Origin of the sequence: Sedimentibacter sp. MB35-C1, from assembly GCF_030913635.1 — a bacterium.
Taxonomy (GTDB): Bacteria; Bacillota; Clostridia; order Tissierellales; family Sedimentibacteraceae; genus Sedimentibacter.
This window is the reverse complement of the sequence record NZ_CP133188.1, coordinates 3,448,550-3,467,007: the sequence shown is the minus strand read 5'-3', so window position 1 is coordinate 3,467,007 and position 18,458 is coordinate 3,448,550. Positions and strand designations below refer to the sequence as shown.

General features: G+C 33.6%; 18 protein-coding genes. 17 read left to right on the top strand and 1 reads right to left on the bottom strand.

Annotated features, from left to right (window positions below; all coding sequences use genetic code 11):
- The first annotated feature begins 181 nt into the window (after positions 1 to 181).
- The 12 genes from RBQ61_RS16885 (at position 182) to RBQ61_RS16830 (ending at position 13,390) form a co-directional block, all read left to right on the top strand.
- Positions 182 to 1,354: an NADP-dependent malic enzyme gene (locus RBQ61_RS16885; protein ID WP_308138380.1), complete on the top strand. Its 1,173-nt coding sequence runs from the start codon at positions 182 to 184 to the stop codon at positions 1,352 to 1,354.
- Between the two features lie 36 nt (positions 1,355 to 1,390).
- Positions 1,391 to 2,677: a 2-hydroxycarboxylate transporter family protein gene (locus tag RBQ61_RS16880; protein ID WP_308138379.1), complete on the top strand. Its 1,287-nt coding sequence runs from the start codon at positions 1,391 to 1,393 to the stop codon at positions 2,675 to 2,677.
- A gap of 101 nt (positions 2,678 to 2,778) precedes the next feature.
- Positions 2,779 to 4,053, top strand: a complete 1,275-nt coding sequence (locus RBQ61_RS16875; protein WP_308138378.1) for a 3-isopropylmalate dehydratase large subunit — start codon at positions 2,779 to 2,781, stop codon at positions 4,051 to 4,053.
- Complete coding sequence (locus RBQ61_RS16870; protein ID WP_213926577.1) at positions 4,038 to 4,544, top strand: 3-isopropylmalate dehydratase small subunit; 507 nt, start codon at positions 4,038 to 4,040, stop codon at positions 4,542 to 4,544. Before RBQ61_RS16875 ends, RBQ61_RS16870 begins: the two co-directional genes overlap by 16 nt.
- A 107-nt stretch (positions 4,545 to 4,651) precedes the next feature.
- On the top strand, positions 4,652 to 4,924 hold the full coding sequence (gene citD, locus RBQ61_RS16865; RefSeq protein WP_308138377.1) for a citrate lyase acyl carrier protein: 273 nt from the start codon (positions 4,652 to 4,654) through the stop codon (positions 4,922 to 4,924).
- Positions 4,924 to 5,790, top strand: coding sequence for a CoA ester lyase (locus RBQ61_RS16860; RefSeq protein ID WP_308138376.1), 867 nt, complete (start codon positions 4,924 to 4,926; stop codon positions 5,788 to 5,790). The genes citD and RBQ61_RS16860 overlap by 1 nt, the downstream gene beginning before the upstream one ends.
- Positions 5,790 to 7,196 (top strand): citrate lyase subunit alpha, encoded by a 1,407-nt coding sequence (citF, locus tag RBQ61_RS16855; protein WP_308138375.1) that lies wholly within the window; start codon positions 5,790 to 5,792, stop codon positions 7,194 to 7,196. The genes RBQ61_RS16860 and citF overlap by 1 nt, the downstream gene beginning before the upstream one ends.
- 13 nt (positions 7,197 to 7,209) lie before the next feature.
- On the top strand, positions 7,210 to 8,280 hold the full coding sequence (gene citC, locus RBQ61_RS16850; RefSeq protein ID WP_308138374.1) for a [citrate (pro-3S)-lyase] ligase: 1,071 nt from the start codon (positions 7,210 to 7,212) through the stop codon (positions 8,278 to 8,280).
- On the top strand, positions 8,249 to 9,655 hold the full coding sequence (gene citG / locus RBQ61_RS16845; protein ID WP_308138373.1) for a triphosphoribosyl-dephospho-CoA synthase CitG: 1,407 nt from the start codon (positions 8,249 to 8,251) through the stop codon (positions 9,653 to 9,655). The genes citC and citG overlap by 32 nt, the downstream gene beginning before the upstream one ends.
- Before the next feature lie 129 nt (positions 9,656 to 9,784).
- Positions 9,785 to 10,477: a Crp/Fnr family transcriptional regulator gene (locus tag RBQ61_RS16840; RefSeq protein ID WP_308138372.1), complete on the top strand. Its 693-nt coding sequence runs from the start codon at positions 9,785 to 9,787 to the stop codon at positions 10,475 to 10,477.
- A gap of 180 nt (positions 10,478 to 10,657) precedes the next feature.
- Complete coding sequence (locus RBQ61_RS16835) at positions 10,658 to 12,067, top strand: ISLre2 family transposase (RefSeq protein ID WP_308138371.1); 1,410 nt, start codon at positions 10,658 to 10,660, stop codon at positions 12,065 to 12,067.
- 438 nt (positions 12,068 to 12,505) lie between these two features.
- A complete protein-coding gene (locus RBQ61_RS16830) occupies positions 12,506 to 13,390 on the top strand; it encodes a hypothetical protein (RefSeq protein ID WP_308138370.1) in 885 nt (294 codons plus the stop codon).
- 314 nt (positions 13,391 to 13,704) lie between these two features.
- Here the strand turns inward: RBQ61_RS16830 and RBQ61_RS16825 are convergent, their stop codons facing one another.
- The gene (locus tag RBQ61_RS16825; protein WP_308138369.1) at positions 13,705 to 14,133 is read right to left on the bottom strand and encodes a DDE-type integrase/transposase/recombinase; all 429 of its coding nucleotides are present in this window, start codon (positions 14,131 to 14,133) and stop codon (positions 13,705 to 13,707) included.
- A gap of 28 nt (positions 14,134 to 14,161) precedes the next feature.
- Between RBQ61_RS16825 and RBQ61_RS16820 the strand changes: the two genes are divergently transcribed.
- The 5 genes from RBQ61_RS16820 to RBQ61_RS16800 all read left to right on the top strand — a co-directional run bounded on the left by RBQ61_RS16820 (position 14,162) and on the right by RBQ61_RS16800 (position 18,446).
- Positions 14,162 to 14,644: an IS3 family transposase gene (locus tag RBQ61_RS16820; RefSeq protein WP_308140141.1), complete on the top strand. Its 483-nt coding sequence runs from the start codon at positions 14,162 to 14,164 to the stop codon at positions 14,642 to 14,644.
- Positions 14,645 to 14,768: 124 nt separating this feature from the next.
- Positions 14,769 to 16,037, top strand: a complete 1,269-nt coding sequence (locus RBQ61_RS16815; RefSeq protein WP_308138368.1) for a helix-turn-helix transcriptional regulator — start codon at positions 14,769 to 14,771, stop codon at positions 16,035 to 16,037.
- Between the two features lie 98 nt (positions 16,038 to 16,135).
- A complete protein-coding gene (locus tag RBQ61_RS16810) occupies positions 16,136 to 16,291 on the top strand; it encodes a hypothetical protein (protein WP_308138367.1) in 156 nt (51 codons plus the stop codon).
- Between the two features lie 430 nt (positions 16,292 to 16,721).
- Complete coding sequence (locus RBQ61_RS16805; RefSeq protein ID WP_308138366.1) at positions 16,722 to 16,970, top strand: hypothetical protein; 249 nt, start codon at positions 16,722 to 16,724, stop codon at positions 16,968 to 16,970.
- A gap of 111 nt (positions 16,971 to 17,081) precedes the next feature.
- Complete coding sequence (locus tag RBQ61_RS16800; RefSeq protein ID WP_308138365.1) at positions 17,082 to 18,446, top strand: radical SAM/SPASM domain-containing protein; 1,365 nt, start codon at positions 17,082 to 17,084, stop codon at positions 18,444 to 18,446.
- Positions 18,447 to 18,458 lie beyond the last annotated feature (12 nt).

Genomic DNA, 18,458 nt, shown 5'->3' with positions numbered 1-18,458 from the left:
TGTTGAAAATCATAAATTTGAATGCTCACTTAGCTAATATAAAGCATTGTGATAATTTGTCAATAATATATCAAAATTAACTTAATGAACAATACTTTTTAAAATACCGGAATATTTACAACAAGGAATTGGAATGTTAGTATTAGTAGTAATTTTTCATTGAAGGCAAGGAGGAAAACGGTTGAACTATTTTGAAGAAAGCTTAAAGTTACATGAAAAAACTAAAGGAAAAATTGAAGTTATCTCAAAAATTAAGGTTGAGACGAGAGAGGATCTTAGTCTTGCATACACTCCAGGCGTTGCTGAGCCGTGCAGGAAAATCCATGAAAACGAAGATGATGTATATAAATATACATCAAAGGGTAACATAGTTGCCGTAGTTACTGACGGTTCTGCGGTGCTTGGATTGGGGAATATCGGTCCTAAAGCAGCTCTTCCGGTTATGGAAGGAAAATCCATATTATTCAAGGAATTTGCCGATGTTGATGCATTTCCTATTTGTGTTGATTCCCAAGATGCAGATGAAATTGTTAAGACTGTAAAGCTTATTGCCCCTGGATTTGGAGGAATAAACCTAGAGGATATATCTGCTCCGAGATGTTTTGAAATAGAGGAAAGATTGAAAAAGGAACTGGATATTCCAGTGTTTCATGATGATCAGCACGGAACAGCAATAGTTGTTTTAGCAGGTTTAATAAATGCATTAAAAATTATAGGAAAAAAAATAGAGGACTTAAAAATTATAATAAACGGAGCGGGAGCTGCAGGCACTGCAATTGCAACACTGTTAACGGCAGCAGGCGCAAAAAATATTGTCGCTTGCGATAGAACAGGTGCGCTGTATATAGGACGTGAAAGAATGAATGATGCTAAAAATAGTTTAGCTAAGTTTACGAATCCTAAAAATGAAAAAGGAACATTGGCTGATGTTATGGTAAATGCAGATGTATTTATAGGAGTTTCTTCAGCAGATGTTGTTAAGCCTGAGATGGTTAAGTCTATGGCTGTTGACCCAATAATACTTGCAATGGCAAATCCTACACCGGAAATAATGCCAGACCTTGCAAAACAAGCAGGAGCAAGAGTAATAGGAACAGGACGCTCTGATTTTCCGAACCAAATTAATAATGTTCTTGTTTTCCCGGGAGTGTTTAGGGGAGCGCTGGATGTAAGAGCCAGAGAAATCAATCTTGAAATGAAGCTGGCTGCTGCACATGCTATTGCAGACTATATCGGAGCTGATGAACTAAACGAAGAAAACATAATTCCAAGTGCATTGGACAAAGGAGTTGCTTCTGTAGTTGCAAAGGCAATTCAAGAAGCAGCAAAAAAATCGGGATCAGCAAGAATATAATTATTTTTGTTATAAATAACTTAATAGGAGGATGTTATGAAAGAATACAAAATAATGGGAATGAACCTTCCGGTTTATTTTACATTACTTGCAGTAATTATTGTAGCTATAATTTTAGGCGTGCTGCCCAGCGGCATGATCGGAGCATTTGCATTTATGATGGTAGTTGGAGCTCTATTAGATGTAATCGGAAACAATACACCTATAGTTAAAACATTTTTTGGAGGAGGCCCGATTGTTATTATATTCGGTTCTGCAGCGATGGTGTATTACAATGTAATTCCTGAAGCTGTTACTGAAAATGTAACGACATTTATGAAAGGCGGCGGGTTCCTTAACTTCTATATAGCTGCACTTATAACAGGTTCTATTCTTGGAATGAATAAAAAACTTCTTATCAAAGCGGCAATAAGATACTTACCTTGTATACTAGGAGGAGTTCTTGTAGCCATGGGATTCGTTGCACTAGGAGGCCTTGCATTCGGCCAATCGCCGGCAGAATCAATTGCGTACATTGGTATTCCTATAATGGGCGGCGGCATGGGTGCCGGTGCTGTTCCTATAGCAGAAGTTTTCTCCGGAGGACTGGGAGTTCCATCTGAAACAATATTGTCAAAGCTTGTTCCGGCAGTTGCTCTGGGAAATGCTATAGCAATTGTATTCGGAGGACTTCTTAACAGATTAGGGAAAAAATATCCTAAACTCAGCGGCAACGGAAAGCTTATGGACATAGGAGAAGAAGAACTTAAATTCCAAGAAGAAAAAGTAGAGTTTACATTAAAGGATTTTGGAATTGGAGTTGTAATAGCAACAACATTTTTCACATTTGGACAGATAGTGGCATACCTGATGAAAAATTATGTAGGTCTGGATATACACCCATACGCATGGATGATAATTTCAGTTGCTATAGCAAAGATAATCAATCTTGTACCACAGGAATACGAAAAAGCATGTTCAACATGGTATAAATTTGTTGCAGCCAACTGGACTTCAGCATTACTTATGGGAATCGGTATAGCTTACACAGATTTAGGTCAGGTTATTTCAGCTTTCACACCTATTTACCTTGTTCTTTGCTTCTTAGTTATTTTAGGAGCTACAGTTGGAACAGCGCTGGTAGGAAAATTAGTTGGTTTCTATCCAATAGAAGCTGCTATTACAGCTGGATTATGTATGGCAAATATGGGAGGAACAGGAGACGTTGCAGTTTTAACAGCATCTGACAGAATGGAATTGATGCCATTTGCCCAGATTTCATCAAGGCTTGGAGGAGCATTCATAATACTCTTTGCGACATTCTTGATACCTATATTTTTCTAAATATCTACAAAACAATTTTATAATCAAGCTCACCTTTATGGTGGGCTTCTTGCATAGCTTAGAAGCGGTATATATTAACACAAATTAAAGGAGAAATTATTATGCATGCTATTGAAAAAATACTTGCAAAAAATAGTGGAAAGAACGTCGTGAAAACTGGCGAAATTGTGACTGCAAAAATTGATTTTGCGGAAGTAAACGACTTGTATCTTCAAACAATCTATTCGTTCAGAGAAATGAATGGGAAAAAAGTTTGGGATAAAGAGAGACTCGCCTTTGTATTCGACCATTATGCTCCTGCTCCGACTATTAAGTCAGCACAGATTCATAAGGAAATGAGAGAATTTGCAAATGAGAATGATCTGACTTATCATTTTGATATAAATGCCGGCGTGTGCCACCAAGTTATGCCCGAGGCAGGTTTAATATATCCGGGTGCAATTGTGGTAGCTACTGATTCACATACGACGACCCACGGGGCTTTTGGCGCCATGGGAACCGGTGTTGGAGCAACCGACATGGCAACAATTATGATTTCAGGCGAGCTGTGGTTTAGAGTGCCTGAAATAATTGAAATAAGAATTGACGGCACTCCGAAAGAAGGTGTCATGCCAAAAGATGTCGTGTTATATCTTATGGGAAAAATTAAGGCTGATGGAGCTGTTTACAAGGCAATAGATTTTACAGGAAGCTATATAGAGCAGCTGGATGTACCGGGTAGAATGGTTTTATGCAACATGGCTGTGGAAATGGGAGCCAAGACAGCATACATGCAGCCGAACCAAAAAGTTCTTGATTATGTGAACAAAAGAGCAGTAAGACCGTTTGAGGTTCAATGTACGGATGATGATTTCGTGTACAGCGAATGCCATAAATTTGATATTTCGGATTTAACTCCTCAGGTTGCAGTCCCGCACAGTGTTGATAATGTGTTTTCTGTAGATGAGGTGGAAAGAATTAAAGTTAACCAATGCTTCATTGGAACATGCACTGGGGGAAGAACAGAGGATATTAAGGCAGCGGCGGATATATTGAGAGGTAAAAAAATATCAGACAATATTAGACTTATCGTTATACCGGCATCCACGGAAGTTATGATGGAATGCATGAAAAATGGGTACCTGCAAGATTGCATAAATGCAGGTGCTGCAATTTCGACTCCCGGATGCGGTCCGTGTTTAAGTGCTCATGAAGGAGTGTTGGCCCCTGGCGAGGTGTGTGTTACTGCTTCAAACAGAAATTTTCCCGGACGTATGGGGAGCAACAAGTCAAAGGTATTTCTTGCGTCTCCGGCTACAGTCGCTGCAACGGCACTAACCGGATATCTGACTAATCCATGCAATTTAAAGCAGGAGGAATTATGGAAGATAAATTAAGAGGGAAAGTTATTGTTCTGGGAAACAACATAGACACAGACCAAATTTACCCTGGAAGATTTCTTGAACTTGTAAATCCTGAAGAAGTGGGATCTCATTGTCTTGCGGGTGTTGATGAAAATATAGCAAAAAATTTTAGAAAAGGTGATGTAATAGTTGCCGGTACAAATTTTGGATGCGGCTCAAGCAGAGAGCATGCGCCTATTTCGCTTTTGAATATGGGGGCAAGCTGTGTGATTGCAGATTCATTTGCGCGTATTTTTTTTAGAAATTCAATAAATCTTGGGCTTCCGCTGATTGTGTGCAAGGGTATTAGCAGCAGACTTAATGATGGAGACGAAATTGAAGTAAGCATCAAAGAAGGAACAGTTACGCTTGTGAGCAGCGGAGAGGTTCTTAACGGTGAAAAAATAGGGGAATATGCTATGAAAATATTGAATGCAGGCGGCATAAAACCTTTGTTTCGCGCAAAAATGAAAGAGCAGCAATAGCTTTTTTACATGCATGGATAATTTCCATGTGAATTATCATTATTAACAAGTATTTTAACGCATTGTTTTTTGAGTGAAATATAATACATATGAAGGAAGGCGATATTATGAAAATTAATAGAAGTGCTTCAGCTGGAACGCTGGAATCAAGCGATATATATGTAATGGTGGAGCCAAATGAGGATGGGATTGAACTTGAGCTTGAGTCAATTGTATACAACCAGTTTGGTGAGGAAATTGAAAAAACAGTAAGAGAAGTATTAAGCGATATGGATATTCAAAATATAAAAATTCAGCTTAAAGACAGAGGAGCTGTGGAATGTGCCATAAGAGCAAGAGTTGAAACAGCTTTAAGAAGAGCGGAAGGAGCGGATGACTAATGAGACGAAGTATGCTTTTTATGCCGGGAAATAATGCAGGTATGCTGTTAAATGCTGATACACTGGGAGCAGACAGCATAATTTTTGATCTGGAGGATGCAGTATCTCCGGCTGAAAAAGATTCGGCACGTATATTGGTGCGAAATGCAATGAAATATCTAAACTATGGAAATTGCGAGATAATAATAAGAATTAATTCTATTGATACGAATTTTTGGAAAGCTGATCTTGATGAAATAATTCCGCTAAGACCGCATATGATCATGCCTCCGAAGGTATGCAGTCATAAGGATATAGAGGTTGTTGAGGATTACATAAAAAAAGTTGAAAAAAAACACGGCATAGATAATCCTGTGTCTATTATTGCACTTATTGAAACTGCATTGGGTGTTGAAAATGCTTATGAAATAGCTGCTTCAAGCGACAGGGTTAAGGCTATTTTCTTAGGAGCAGAAGATTTGACAGCTGATCTAAGGTGTAAGCGCACAAAGAAGGGTGATGAGATTTTCTATAGCAGAGGAAGAATTGTTACTGCTGCAAGAGCTGCAGGTGTTGATGCATACGACACTCCTTTTACAGACGTGGAAGACGAGGAAGGCTTAAAAAAAGATGCAGAATTTGCTAAAAGCCTGGGATTCACAGGAAAGGCAGCAATTTCTCCAAGGCATGTAATGGCTATAAATGAAGTGTTCAGTCCTACTGTTGAAGAAATTGAATATTCGAAAGAAGTTATGGATATAATCAGAATTGCAAAAGAACAGGGAAAAGGTGCCATATCCCTCAGAGGAAAAATGATAGATGCTCCAATAGTTGAAAGAGCGCGTCAGACTTTGGAAGCGGCAAAGGCATTGGGAGGTGTTTTATAATGAACAAGATTGTAAGCAGCTTGAAGGAAGCGGTTAAATTAAGCGGACTAAAGGACGGAATGCGCATTTCTTTCCACCACCATTTAAGAAACGGAGATTATGTAATAAATATGGTTATGGATGAAATTGCGGACTTAGGCTTGAAAGATATTACTGTAAATGCAAGCTCAGTTTTTGATACACACGCACCGCTTGTGAAACACATTAAAAATAAAGTTGTTACAGGGCTTGAGGTAAACTACATGGGAGCTGTCGTAGGCAGAGAAATTTCATCAGGAATTATGGATAAACCGGTGAATTTCAGGAGCCATGGAGGAAGACCAAGCGATATTGAGACAGGAAAAACACCAATAGACGTAGCCTTTATAGCCGCTCCTACATCTGACTGCATGGGAAACTGTTCAGGAAAATACGGCAAATCAGCATGCGGTTCCTTAGGATATGCGTTTGCGGATGCAATGTATGCAGACAAGGTGGTTGTAATTACGGATAATCTTGTTGACTATCCTCTTTCAGACTTTTCAATATCTGAGACGTATGTAGATTATGTTGTGTGTGTAGATAAAATAGGTGATCCGTCGGGGATAGTATCTGGAACAACAAAAATTACCAAAGATCCGGTGGGACTTATGATGGCATCATACGCTACAAAGGTTATTCAGCATTCAGGGCTTTTGAAGGATGGATTTTCTTTTCAAACAGGGGCCGGAGGTGCATCACTGGCAGCTGCTAAATACCTTAAGGATCTTATGCTGAAAGAAAATATTAAGGGAAGTTTTGGAATGGGAGGAATAACAGGTTACCTGGTTGATATGCTTGAAGCAGGATGCTTCAAAGCATTGATGGATGTTCAGTGCTTTGATTTAAAAGCAGTACAGTCGTTGCGAGACAATCCTGCTCACAGAGAGGTAACGGCGTCCCATTATGCAAGCCCTACAACAAAAAGTGCCATAGTTGACAGTCTGGATGTTGTGATTCTGGGAGCAACACAAATTGACACGAATTTTAACGTTAATGTTCATACAGATTCAAACGGGTATATAATGGGAGGATCAGGCGGACACAGCGATACTGCAGCAGGGGCTAAATTAACCATGATTGTAGCGCCTCTTACTCGAGCAAGGCTGTCAATAGTTGTGGATAAGGTGCTTTGTGTTTCAACACCGGGAAATACTGTTGATGTACTGGTTACACAGCGCGGAATCGCCGTAAACCCACTAAGACAAGATCTAAAGACAAGGCTGGAGGAAGCAAATCTGCCTGTAGTTGACATACATGAGTTAAAGAATATAGCTGAAAAAATTACAGGTGTACCAAAGAATGTAGTAATGGGCGATAAAGTTGTGGGAAATGTAATTTACAGGGACGGAACAATAATTGACACCATTAAAAATACACTTAAATAAAAAAAGGTAAAGTATGAGTTCTGAAATGTTTTATGAAGAATACGGCTACCCTTTTAGTGGGAATAAGCTTTTAAAACTGAAGAAATTCCTAGCTACGGAGCAGCTTAGCTATGATGATGGCATAGAATACACCATAAATTTTTGCGACAGCAAGGGCAATATTGCCGCAACCGGCTCTGTTGAAGGCAATGTATTAAAATGCATAGCGGTTTCTCAAATGTATCAGGGAGAAGGACTGTCTGCCAAAGTTGTTACAAGCCTAGTGTCATATGCAATAAGTAAAAACCACGGCCATCTATTTTTGTTTACAAAGACAGGAAATAAGAGTATATTTAGAGACTTGGGATTTTATATTATAGCTGAGACAGAAGATGTTGTGCTGATGGAAAACAAGAAAAATGGGATTTCAGAGTATGTTAATTCTCTGAAATCCTCAGCTGGTGAAAAATTGGTTATGGATACAGGGGCGATAATAGTTAACTGTAACCCGTTCACCAAAGGTCATTTGTACTTGGTTGAAACTGCAGCGAAACAATGCGATAATCTCCATATTTTTGTTGTGTCCGAAGATAAAAGCGCATTTCCTTCAAGCATAAGGTATAAGCTGGTAAAAGAAGGAGTGAAGCATTTAAACAATGTAGTTGTTCATCCTACATCAGATTATTTAATTTCCTCAGCAACATTTCCCACATATTTTATAAAGGATAAATATAAGGCTGGAGATATTAATTGTATTTTGGATTTGACTATTTTTTGTGAATATTTTGCTAAAGAATTGAATATTAGTAAAAGATTTGTAGGTACGGAACCTTTTGATGTAGTGACGGCGTCATATAATACACAAATGAAGGAATTTCTTAGGAAGTATGGAATAGAAGTCATTGAAATAAAAAGATATGAAGAAAATAATCATCCTGTTAGTGCATCCGGAGTCAGAAAGCTCATGACAGAAGGAAGATATGAGGAGATTAAAAAAATTGTTCCTAAGTCCACATATGAATTTTTAATGAGTAAAAAAGGAATGGAGATTGCCGAAAGAATAAGGAGCGGAGATGTCGGGAATAAACCTCAAAGAAACAGTTAAATGCGAACAAGTTACTATGGCAGAAATGTTAGATGCGAGAGAAAGGAGAGTTTCAAGACAGCAGTATATTTTGGCTCGATACAATATGACTCTTGTCTCATTTACTCTTAATATACCAGGAGCAAATAAAACATTTCCCCTTGCGGCCAGAACATTTAAAGAAGGGAAAAAACTAATCAAAAATCATCTCAGGCGACACAATATAGAAATGAAATACCAAGAAGACTGTCTGTCTAAGACTGGGTTTGAATTTTTCGTTGCCGCAGAAGGAAACTCTGGTTACATTAAAGAACTTATGGTTGAAATTGAAAACTGCTGTGAGTTGGGGAGAATTTTTGACATTGACGTAATTGATAAAAATGGCTGCAAGTTATCAAGAGAAGATGTGGGTTATGAAAGCAGAAGCTGCATATTGTGCAACGACATTGCACATGCCTGTGCCAGGAGCAGAAAGCATTCAGGTAAAGATCTTTTATTAAGGATAATTGAAATAATGACGGAGTATTTCAACCTTCAATTTGCTGATTTGTGCTCAACTTTCGCCTGCCGTGCTTTAATGTACGAAGTTATTGCAACGCCTAAGCCGGGACTTGTAGACAGGGCAAATAACGGCTCTCATAAAGATATGGACTTATATTCCTTTATAGACAGTTCATCTGTGCTTATTCCGTTTTTCAGAGAATTTGTGTTGATGGGAGCTGAATATCATGGGGAAACTCCTCAAAAATTATTTGAAAGAATAAGATATATGGGAATGAGAGCCGAGGATCAGATGCTTGCAGCAACAAATAATGTTAATACTCATAAGGGAATTATATTTTCTATGGGTGTATTGTGTGCAGCCTTGGGATATATGTACGGTAACGGTTCTGCAATAGAAACTGAAGGTATTTTTGAAACTGCAAGGCAGATGACACAAAAAGTTATGGATGATTTTCAAAATATAACACCAGATAACGCAAGGACCTACGGAGAGCGGCTATATGCAAGATATAAAATATCCGGAATTAGAGGAGAAGCCGCGAACGGCTTCGCATCGGTGAGAAAATACGGCATACCTGTATTAAAAATATTAATAAACAATGGTTTTTCATCAAATGATGCAGGAGTTGTGGTATTGCTTAATCTGATTGCTAATGTGAAGGATACAAATATAATTTCAAGGGCAGACATTGAAACACAAAAAAGAGTTCAAATTATGGCAAGGAAATTGATCAGCGAAGGGATTGACAGCATTTCTATGTCTGATATAAATGAAATGGATGTGGAGTTTATGCGTTTAAACATAAGTCCGGGGGGATGCGCTGATTTGCTTGCAATAACATACTTTATTTATTTTATCGAAAAAGAAATGAATCAAAACACTAGTGTATAAGTGTTTTAGCATATAAGAGGTTTGTATAGTGCAAGCCTCTTATTTTTTATTTTCTAAAATACTCTTTACTTACTTAGTTTTATGTATTAAAATAAAAGTAAGATACGTAACATATGTTACGGAGGTGAAATGATGTACGAAGTAATAGATATAATTAAGGACAATCAGCTTTTTAATAATATAAGTAAAGCTGAGATAAGACAGATATTGAAATGCGGCAAAGCTAGAGTGGAGGAATACAAGGATAATCAGATTGTATTTCAAAAAGATGATAATGTAAAAAAGCTTGGTATAATTCTTGAGGGGCAGTTTAATCTGGTATCGTGGAAATTTAACGGAACAAGAGCCATTGTAACTACCCTTGAGCGAAATGATCTGTTCGGAGAAGCCCTAGCATTTTCGTCATCAAAGGAATTGCCCTATGACTTGGTAAGCTCAGGAAACAGCAAGGCCCTTATTTTACCGTACTACGTGTTTTTTACCATGTGCAGAGAGGTTTGCAATTTTCATAAAATCCTTATAAATAATATGCTTTCGATTCTTGCGGATAAAATTGTAGTGCTTAATAATAAAATGCATATATTGAATACGGAAACGCTTAGAGGAAGAATAGCCATGTATTTGTTGACGCTTCATAAAAAGAACAATTCAGTTATGTTTGACATGCCTATGAACAGGCAGGAGCTGGCAGATTTTCTTAATGTTAAAAGACCGTCACTGTCAAGGGAATTTTCGAAGATGCAACAAGAAAATATTATAGAGGTACATCGTTCGACAGTAAGAATAATTGATATGGATACGCTCAAGGAGCTTTCAGATTAAATAAGTGAACATATTAAACTATTATTATTGTGTTCACTTATTTAAAAAATGCTTACGAAAAAGTGACACTTTCCAATTGGTCCTTAGTGTAAAATTACTGTAGGAAAAAAACAAGAAAAGAATAGCCCTTATGTTAAGATTAAGTATCACGCAAAATCTAACAGAAGAAAGGACTATTCTATGGAAACCATTATACACGATATTACAAAAAAAATCACTGAAGAAACAATAAAAAATTTAGAAAATGTATTAACCGGAACTGATAAGATACCAGAATACATTGAAAATACAAAGCGCACACTAAATGATGTAGGAGTAAAATTAATAAAAGTTTTGTTTGATACATGTGAAGAAAGCATACGACAAACGGGGAAGCAAAAAAGAGAGTGGTATGTTGAAAAAAGGAACATGGAAAAAACATATAGCACAATATTTGGAGATGTAAAATATAAGAGGACCTATTACAAGAATAAAAAAACAGGAGAATACAAATATCTTTCAGATGATTTCTTAGGAATAGAAGTACATGAAAGAATGGATATGATGCTTCAATCCCAGCTTATTGAAAGAGCAATAGATGTTTCATACAGTAAAAGTGGAAGGAATAGCGTTCCAGATCAAGAGTTTAGCAATCAAACCGTTATGAACAACATAAGAAAACTAGATGAAATAGAAAATAGTGCTGTAGAAAAGACGGTTTATAAAAAGAAGGCAGATAAGAAATCGGAAGCGAAACTTCTGTATGTAGAAGCGGATGAAGATCATGTAGCAATGCAAGATGGAACTAACAAACAGATGAAATTGATTTATGTACATGAAGGGTTAAAAAACGAAGGTAAAAATAGAAATGCTCTAATAAATCCAAGATATTTTACAGGATTATATAACAATAATAATGAACAGCTTTGGTTAGAAGTAGCTGACTACATATACAAATATTATGATACAGATAAAATAGAAAGGGTGTATTTATCAGGAGATGGCGCTAATTGGATAAAAGAGGGCTTAAATTGGATAGACAAAAGTATCTATGTGTTAGATAGATTCCATTTATCAAAATATATAAAACAAGCTACAGCACATATACCCTATACAACACCTGTAATGTGGGGATACGTAAATAAAGGAAAGAAAGAATGGGTAAGTGATTTATTTGAAGAAATATTAGATTGTACAGAAAACGTAACGAAAAGAAATTCAGTACTTGAATCACGCAGATATATTATGAATAACTGGGAAGGAATAAGAAATCAATACAACCTAGATTATGTTGGCTGCAGTGCAGAAGGGCATGTGAGTCATATTCTATCAGATAGGCTTAGTTCTAGACCTATGGGTTGGAGTGAAGTTGGAGCTGATCAAATGGCCCGATTACGGGTTTACAAGAAGAATGGTGGCAAGGTTTATGACTTAATAAAACTCAAGAAACAATCGGAGTTTAAAGAAAGAAAAATCAAAGAACTTGATAAGCGTGTAGTGAAAAAGAAATTAAATGTTTCAATAAATGAGACACTTGATAATTTAGAAATTATTAATATAGGCAAAAGAACACAAATGAGTGAATTTCTTAAGTCTATTCGTGGTGCTTAATTTTACTAAGGGGATTTATTGTTTTTATTTTCCGAAAGTAACTTGACACTTTCATATTTTTATCAATATTTGCCAATTATTTAAAAATGAATTATAATTTAATGATATGGTAGATTCGTAATTATTATGGGAGGAGTTCATGAAAAGAGGTACTATCATATATTATATATTAATTATTACATGTAGTTGAACTTCCTAATGATAAAGCTAATATAAAAGCTATTCAATTTGGAACTAAGAGTAATGAAATAGAAGTTAAAGACGGAGATATTTTGGAAATAACAACAAAGTGGTACCGAATAAGTTTTTCTATTACGATAGTTCATTTCCTTTGACTAATTTGATTCCAGATTCAGCATATAGAAGGCAGTAATAATCAGGGGGATTTGCACTTAACATGCCTAATATATTGCGAACTAAAAAGAAGGGGATAAAAAGGTGAGTATAATTAAAAAAATGTTTTATTGTTTTTTAATATGTATTTTTATTTCAGGATGCAATTCTAAAAGTAGTAATTTTAATGAAGTAAATCAAGATGAAGGTATTAATAGTTATGATAATGTATATGGATATGACTACATAAATAAGCAAGAAGAAATTGATAAAAAAGGTTATTTTGAAGACAGAGCAGGCAATATATTTAATGAATATCTGGTAAGCGATCATTTTGAGGTGTACTACAACTCAAACAATCAATCGAATAAGTTATATGCATCTAATTCTATTAAAATATTGGAAGAAGAGTATTATAGAGTTTTGGAATTTTTAAATGTAGATGAAACAAAAATGCCTAAAGTAAAAATACATATGTATGATGAATATGAAAAGATTAGATTAGCAGTAATTGATGAATTAAAATTCGACCCTGATGATATGAACATAAACTTTATGGGGGTTTCAATAAAAAGTGATACTATTTATTTTACTATAAAAGATAAATCTGGTTATACAATTGACTTAAAAAGGGTTTTGGTACATGAGTTTACACATATTGCAACAATGGCTTTAACAGGCGGCAATGCCCAAATTGATTGGTTATGGGAAGGAACAGCCAAATACTTAGCTCAGGATAGGGATTATAGTAAAGCGTATTACAAGGAAATGATTGAAAAAGGATTGCCAGACTTATATATACTAAATTTGAGTGAAGGCAGATACACATACGGGTATAGCATGGTTGAATACATTATTAAAACATATGGAAGGGAAAAACTTATAGAACTATTAGTACATCAAGGCGATATTGATGGTGTATTAAATATTAAAGTAGATGACTTTAGAAATGGATGGAAAGTTTTTTTAGAAGAAAAGTTAAACTTTTAATAATGTGAAAAACTTGAAGAACATTGAGTGATAGGAACTTATAAGAGGGAATAAAAGACAGCAAAAATATTACGGCAAGCAGGTAAAGGATTGTATTCAAAATAAATTGATCTAAGTAGAGAAGCACTAGAGATAGAAGAACTTGAGATTATAAAAGATTAAAGGACATTAAGCAAGAGTAGTTTTAAGAGATAAGGAAATTAATTAAATGAAGAAGGTTCATATTGTAGCATACATGTTGGGACAGGGATAAAGAATTAGTTAAATGTTGTCCTAGTCAAGCAAAATTGTAACACCAGTGTATAAAATTTTTGTTAAGCGGCACAACGAGCAGCATAAGGGGTAAGCCCATTGTTATATGAATGAGGCCTTAGGTGGTTATATTTAACATAAATGAAATCATATATTCCTTTATCAAGTTCTGCCTGAGAGCGGAAGGAATACAAATTAAAATGTTCATTTTTAAGCGTATTATAAAACCGTTCCATAGGTGCATTGTCATATGGACAATCTGCACGGCTCATGCTTTGCTGAATATGATATTTTATGCAGAATTCATTAAAATCCTTTGAAGTAAATTGTGTTCCCTGATCGCTGTGAAGAATGATTCCTTTGCCGGGCTTATATCTTTTTAAAGCAATTTTAAGAGTATTAATTGCCAGACCTGCTGTAATATGGCTGTCATTGAGTGTTGCAACAACACTGCAGTCATATAAATCAATTATGGTGCAATTATAGCGCATCGTTCCATCTTTTTAAAAAGCTACCGCCATAAACCAGAAATGGTGCACTGATATAATCTATATATATACCATAAAAAATGGTTCGACCTATTTAGCTTCTGTTATGGATTTTCATAGTAAGAAAATTATTGGTTACGCATACGATACTTCTATGACAGCCGAATTAGCTGTAAAAGCAGTTAAATATGCTTGCTTAAATATTAAAAATACAAAAGGCATTATTCTGCACAGTGACTTAGGTACGCAGTACACAAGTCATTTATTTGAGGACTATTTATCCTCAAAAGAAATTATTCATTCCTTTAGTAGAAAAGGAAACCCCTACGATAATGCATGTATTGAATCTTTTCATTCCATACTTAAAAAGGAAGAAGTAAACCATCACAAATATTTTGATTTTAATGTTGCCCGCAAGGTAATATTTGAATATATTGAATCCTGGTACAACCGTAAAAGGATTCATGGTGCTATAAATTATATGACTCCACAGGCTGCTCATGATGCTGCATGAGTGGTGTCAAAAAAATTAAACTTTTTGTGTCTATTCTATTGACACAAGTCCATGTTTTATATAAAGTCATTAAGATGTGTTATAATATAATAATAAAAATCGCCAAAGATAGAAGGTGCTTACTATGAACGAATTTTTGACTCCTGGGCAGAGAATAAAAAAGATTAGAAAATTATTAAACTTAAAGCAATATGACTTGCAGGGTAAGAAGGTTAAAAGAAATTTTATTAGTATGATTGAAAATGGTAAAAGAGGATTAAGTATAGAGACGGCTAGATATTTAGCCGAGAAATTTAATAACAGAGCAAATGAGTTAAAAATAAATTTACATATTGATGAATCAAATTTATTAATGACTCAAGAAGAAGAGGCTAGGCAATATTGTTTAAACAAGTTAAAAGATAATCCGAATTTAGAAACTATTGATTTCGCCTTTGATGTTTCAGTTAAGTTTAATTTAATTGATGTTGGCATATGTGCTTGCATTAAAAAGGGAGACTATTATTTTAATTATAAGGAATATTCTAAAGCAGCAATTTACTATGTAAAAGCACTAAACAATATTAATATTACTGATAAGAAGAATGAATCTTATATATTTAATCGTTTAGGTTTATGTAAGATGAATGAATTGTATTATGCAGAGGCTTTAGAATTCTTTAATATGGCATACTCTTCAGCAATTTTAAATGATGATTTATTGACACGTAAAAATTCAATTTATAACATATCTTTATGTTATAGAAAGCTATATAATTTTAAATCATCGATTAAATATATTAATGAATTTTTAATTTTATGTGATAAAGACATAGAGGATACTAATTATGTGTATGCTAGCGTAATTAAGGCTAACAATTATAGGGATTTAAAAGAATTTGATAAAGCCTTAAATATTTATGAAAATTTGTTAGTATACTTAAATAATGATAAAAGTTCAGATGCAGCATATGTTTATGATAATATAGGTTTATTATATTGTGAATACTTTGAATATGAAAAAGCTTTAAAATGTTTAGAAGTATCCCAAAAAATTAGAACAGAAATAGATATTGAAAATTTAGCTAAGTCGTTAATTGATAAGGCTAATATTTTAATTATGCAAAATAAAAATGACGAAGCACTAATTTTAATAAACCTTGGAATTGATTTAGCTAAAAAACATAAGGATTTCGAATATGAGCTAAAGGGATATTATTTAATAATAGATATTCATAAAAAAACAGGAGATATAAAAAAACTAGAAAATATTTATTTAAAAGTTTTAAATATTGCAAAAGTAAGGAAGGATTATAAGGAAATAATTGACATATCGAGTAAGTTGTGCCTTATATACTTAGATGAAAACGACATAAAAAAAGCCAAAAATATTTTGACGGGTCACATAATATAATGCATAATTGTGACAAAAACTAGAAAATTATTGAATACAATAAGTGTTTATGTTATAATTTTAAATAATAAAAAAATATAATTTGGGGGATATGTTATATGTTCAAAAAAAAGCTAAAAACAGTAGGCTTAATTGTGATCTGCGCTGTATTGATTTGTTCTATAATTATTGGTAAGAATTCAAAAGAGATTGGAATATTTAGTGACCCACCAGGAATAGGTATAATAATCAATTCAATGAACATTAAAATTTAATATATTAATAAGTGAGCTGCCTAAAATAGGCAGTTTTTTTATCCCAACAATATTTTTGAACCTTTAATATATTATATATTTTGGTTTAATAATAAGTACAATTACATTTAATAAAAGTCACTAAAATGAAAATATATAGTGACAAAAAGTCAAAAGCATGCTACAATTATGAAAACGTTATTAATTCGTTTAGATAAAAGGCATAATTTTTTGGTGGAAACGTAAAAACAAGTAATGCCTAAATTTCAAAGTTAATTTATATAATAGAATTTGACTTCAACATAATGAAATTAAATGAATGTATAATTATTTTCTTAAAAATAAATAATCTCAATTAAAAACTTATTATATATAAGAATCTATTAATTGAAATTATTTAAATACTTTCAGTTTATCTGAAAGAAATTATATTTGAAAGGGGGTGAAGGTAATGAGTGTTAAAGATTATAACTCTAATAAATTAATAAACTTTACAATGGAATCGCTAAGTGAGAATATCAATAATTTGATTGGACCATTAAGTCATGATCCGGATCCATGTGGAGGAGGTTGTTCGGGTGCTTGTACTCCTGGTTGTTGTGATGTGCCGCCAGCATGTTGTGATGGATGTATAGAAGACTGGCCGCCATCAGTATGTCCAAATTCAATTGGAATAACACCAAATGCGCATACATATTAGGACTAATTAGCAGCTGTAAAATTACAGCTGCTAATTACAAATTAAGAAATAGTTAAAGAAGAGGTGATTTATATAAATACTATAGTTGAAACAAATCTGCATTTTTTTAATATGTTTAATAGAAAATATGCTTTTGATTATAATACTAATTTTATATTCAGTATTGATGAGCTTTCTGAGAAAATACTAAATAATACTTTAGATGAACATGATAAAGAAAGATTTGATATAGACATTGTTGAAAGAAAGAAAAAATTTATAAAATTCTTATGTGATAAAGGAATAATCTCTAATGGAAAACCTTCATTAAATAACCATAATTCAAAATTTCAGATTTCGACGATTTCTTTATTTTTGACAAACAATTGTAATTTAAGATGTAAATATTGCTATGAAAAAAATCTATATAAAACTAATAATATGAGTAAAGATGTTGTTAAATCATCAGTTGATTTATTATTTAATAATTTAGATGAAAAGACTGTTCCTACAATTTCATTGTTTGGTGGTGAACCTCTTTTAAATATAGAACTTATTGAATATATAAAGAGTTATGTAAAATTACAGAAGTTAAGTAATTGCAGATTTTCTATAACTACTAATGGTACTGTGATGAATAATAAAATATATTCATTATTAAATGATCTTGGAACTAAAATAATGTTAAGTTTAGATGGTAGTAAAGAAAAACAAGATTATAACCGAAAATTTGAGAATGGAATAGGTTCTTATGATAAAGTCAAAAGTAATATAGATGAATATTTACAGCAGGATATGTCTGATATTGTTATTAGAAACACTATTACAAAAAATGATGTTGATTATAAGAATACTTATGACTTTTTTAAAACAAGTGGTTATAAAAATTTGATTTCTATTCCGATTTCAACAAGTGATGAGGATGAAAAATTAAATAAAGATGATATTAATAAACTTATTGGTAATTGTAAAATGATTGCTGAAGATGTTTTAAATAATATACTGGCAGGAAAAGAGTTTCTAAATATAAACTTTTTTAATTATGGAAAAATATACAACAATATAGATAATTCATACTGTGGAGCTGGCCTGAGATCAATTGCAATAGACACTAATGGAGACATATACCATTGCCATAGATTTGTTGGTGACAGCACGTACAAATTAGGAAATGTAGTTAGAGGAGTAGATAATGATTTAATTACAACAATGCAAAGTTATTATTATAATAGATTAAATGATGTATTAATGAATTGTAAGGATTGTTGGGCATTTAATTTATGTAAGGGTGGATGTATGCATGAAAACTTGTTGGAAGGTAATTCGATAAATAAAACCAATCATGAGTTATGTAACTTAAGAAGGTCATGGTTTGAAATTACAATAGCATTATATGCAATGATATGTGAAAAAGAACCTACGTTAATTGAGAAAGTTTATGGTGAAAGTGTTTTTAACAATAAAATAAATAAATGGATCCCACTTAATATAAATTAATAGGAGGCAAAG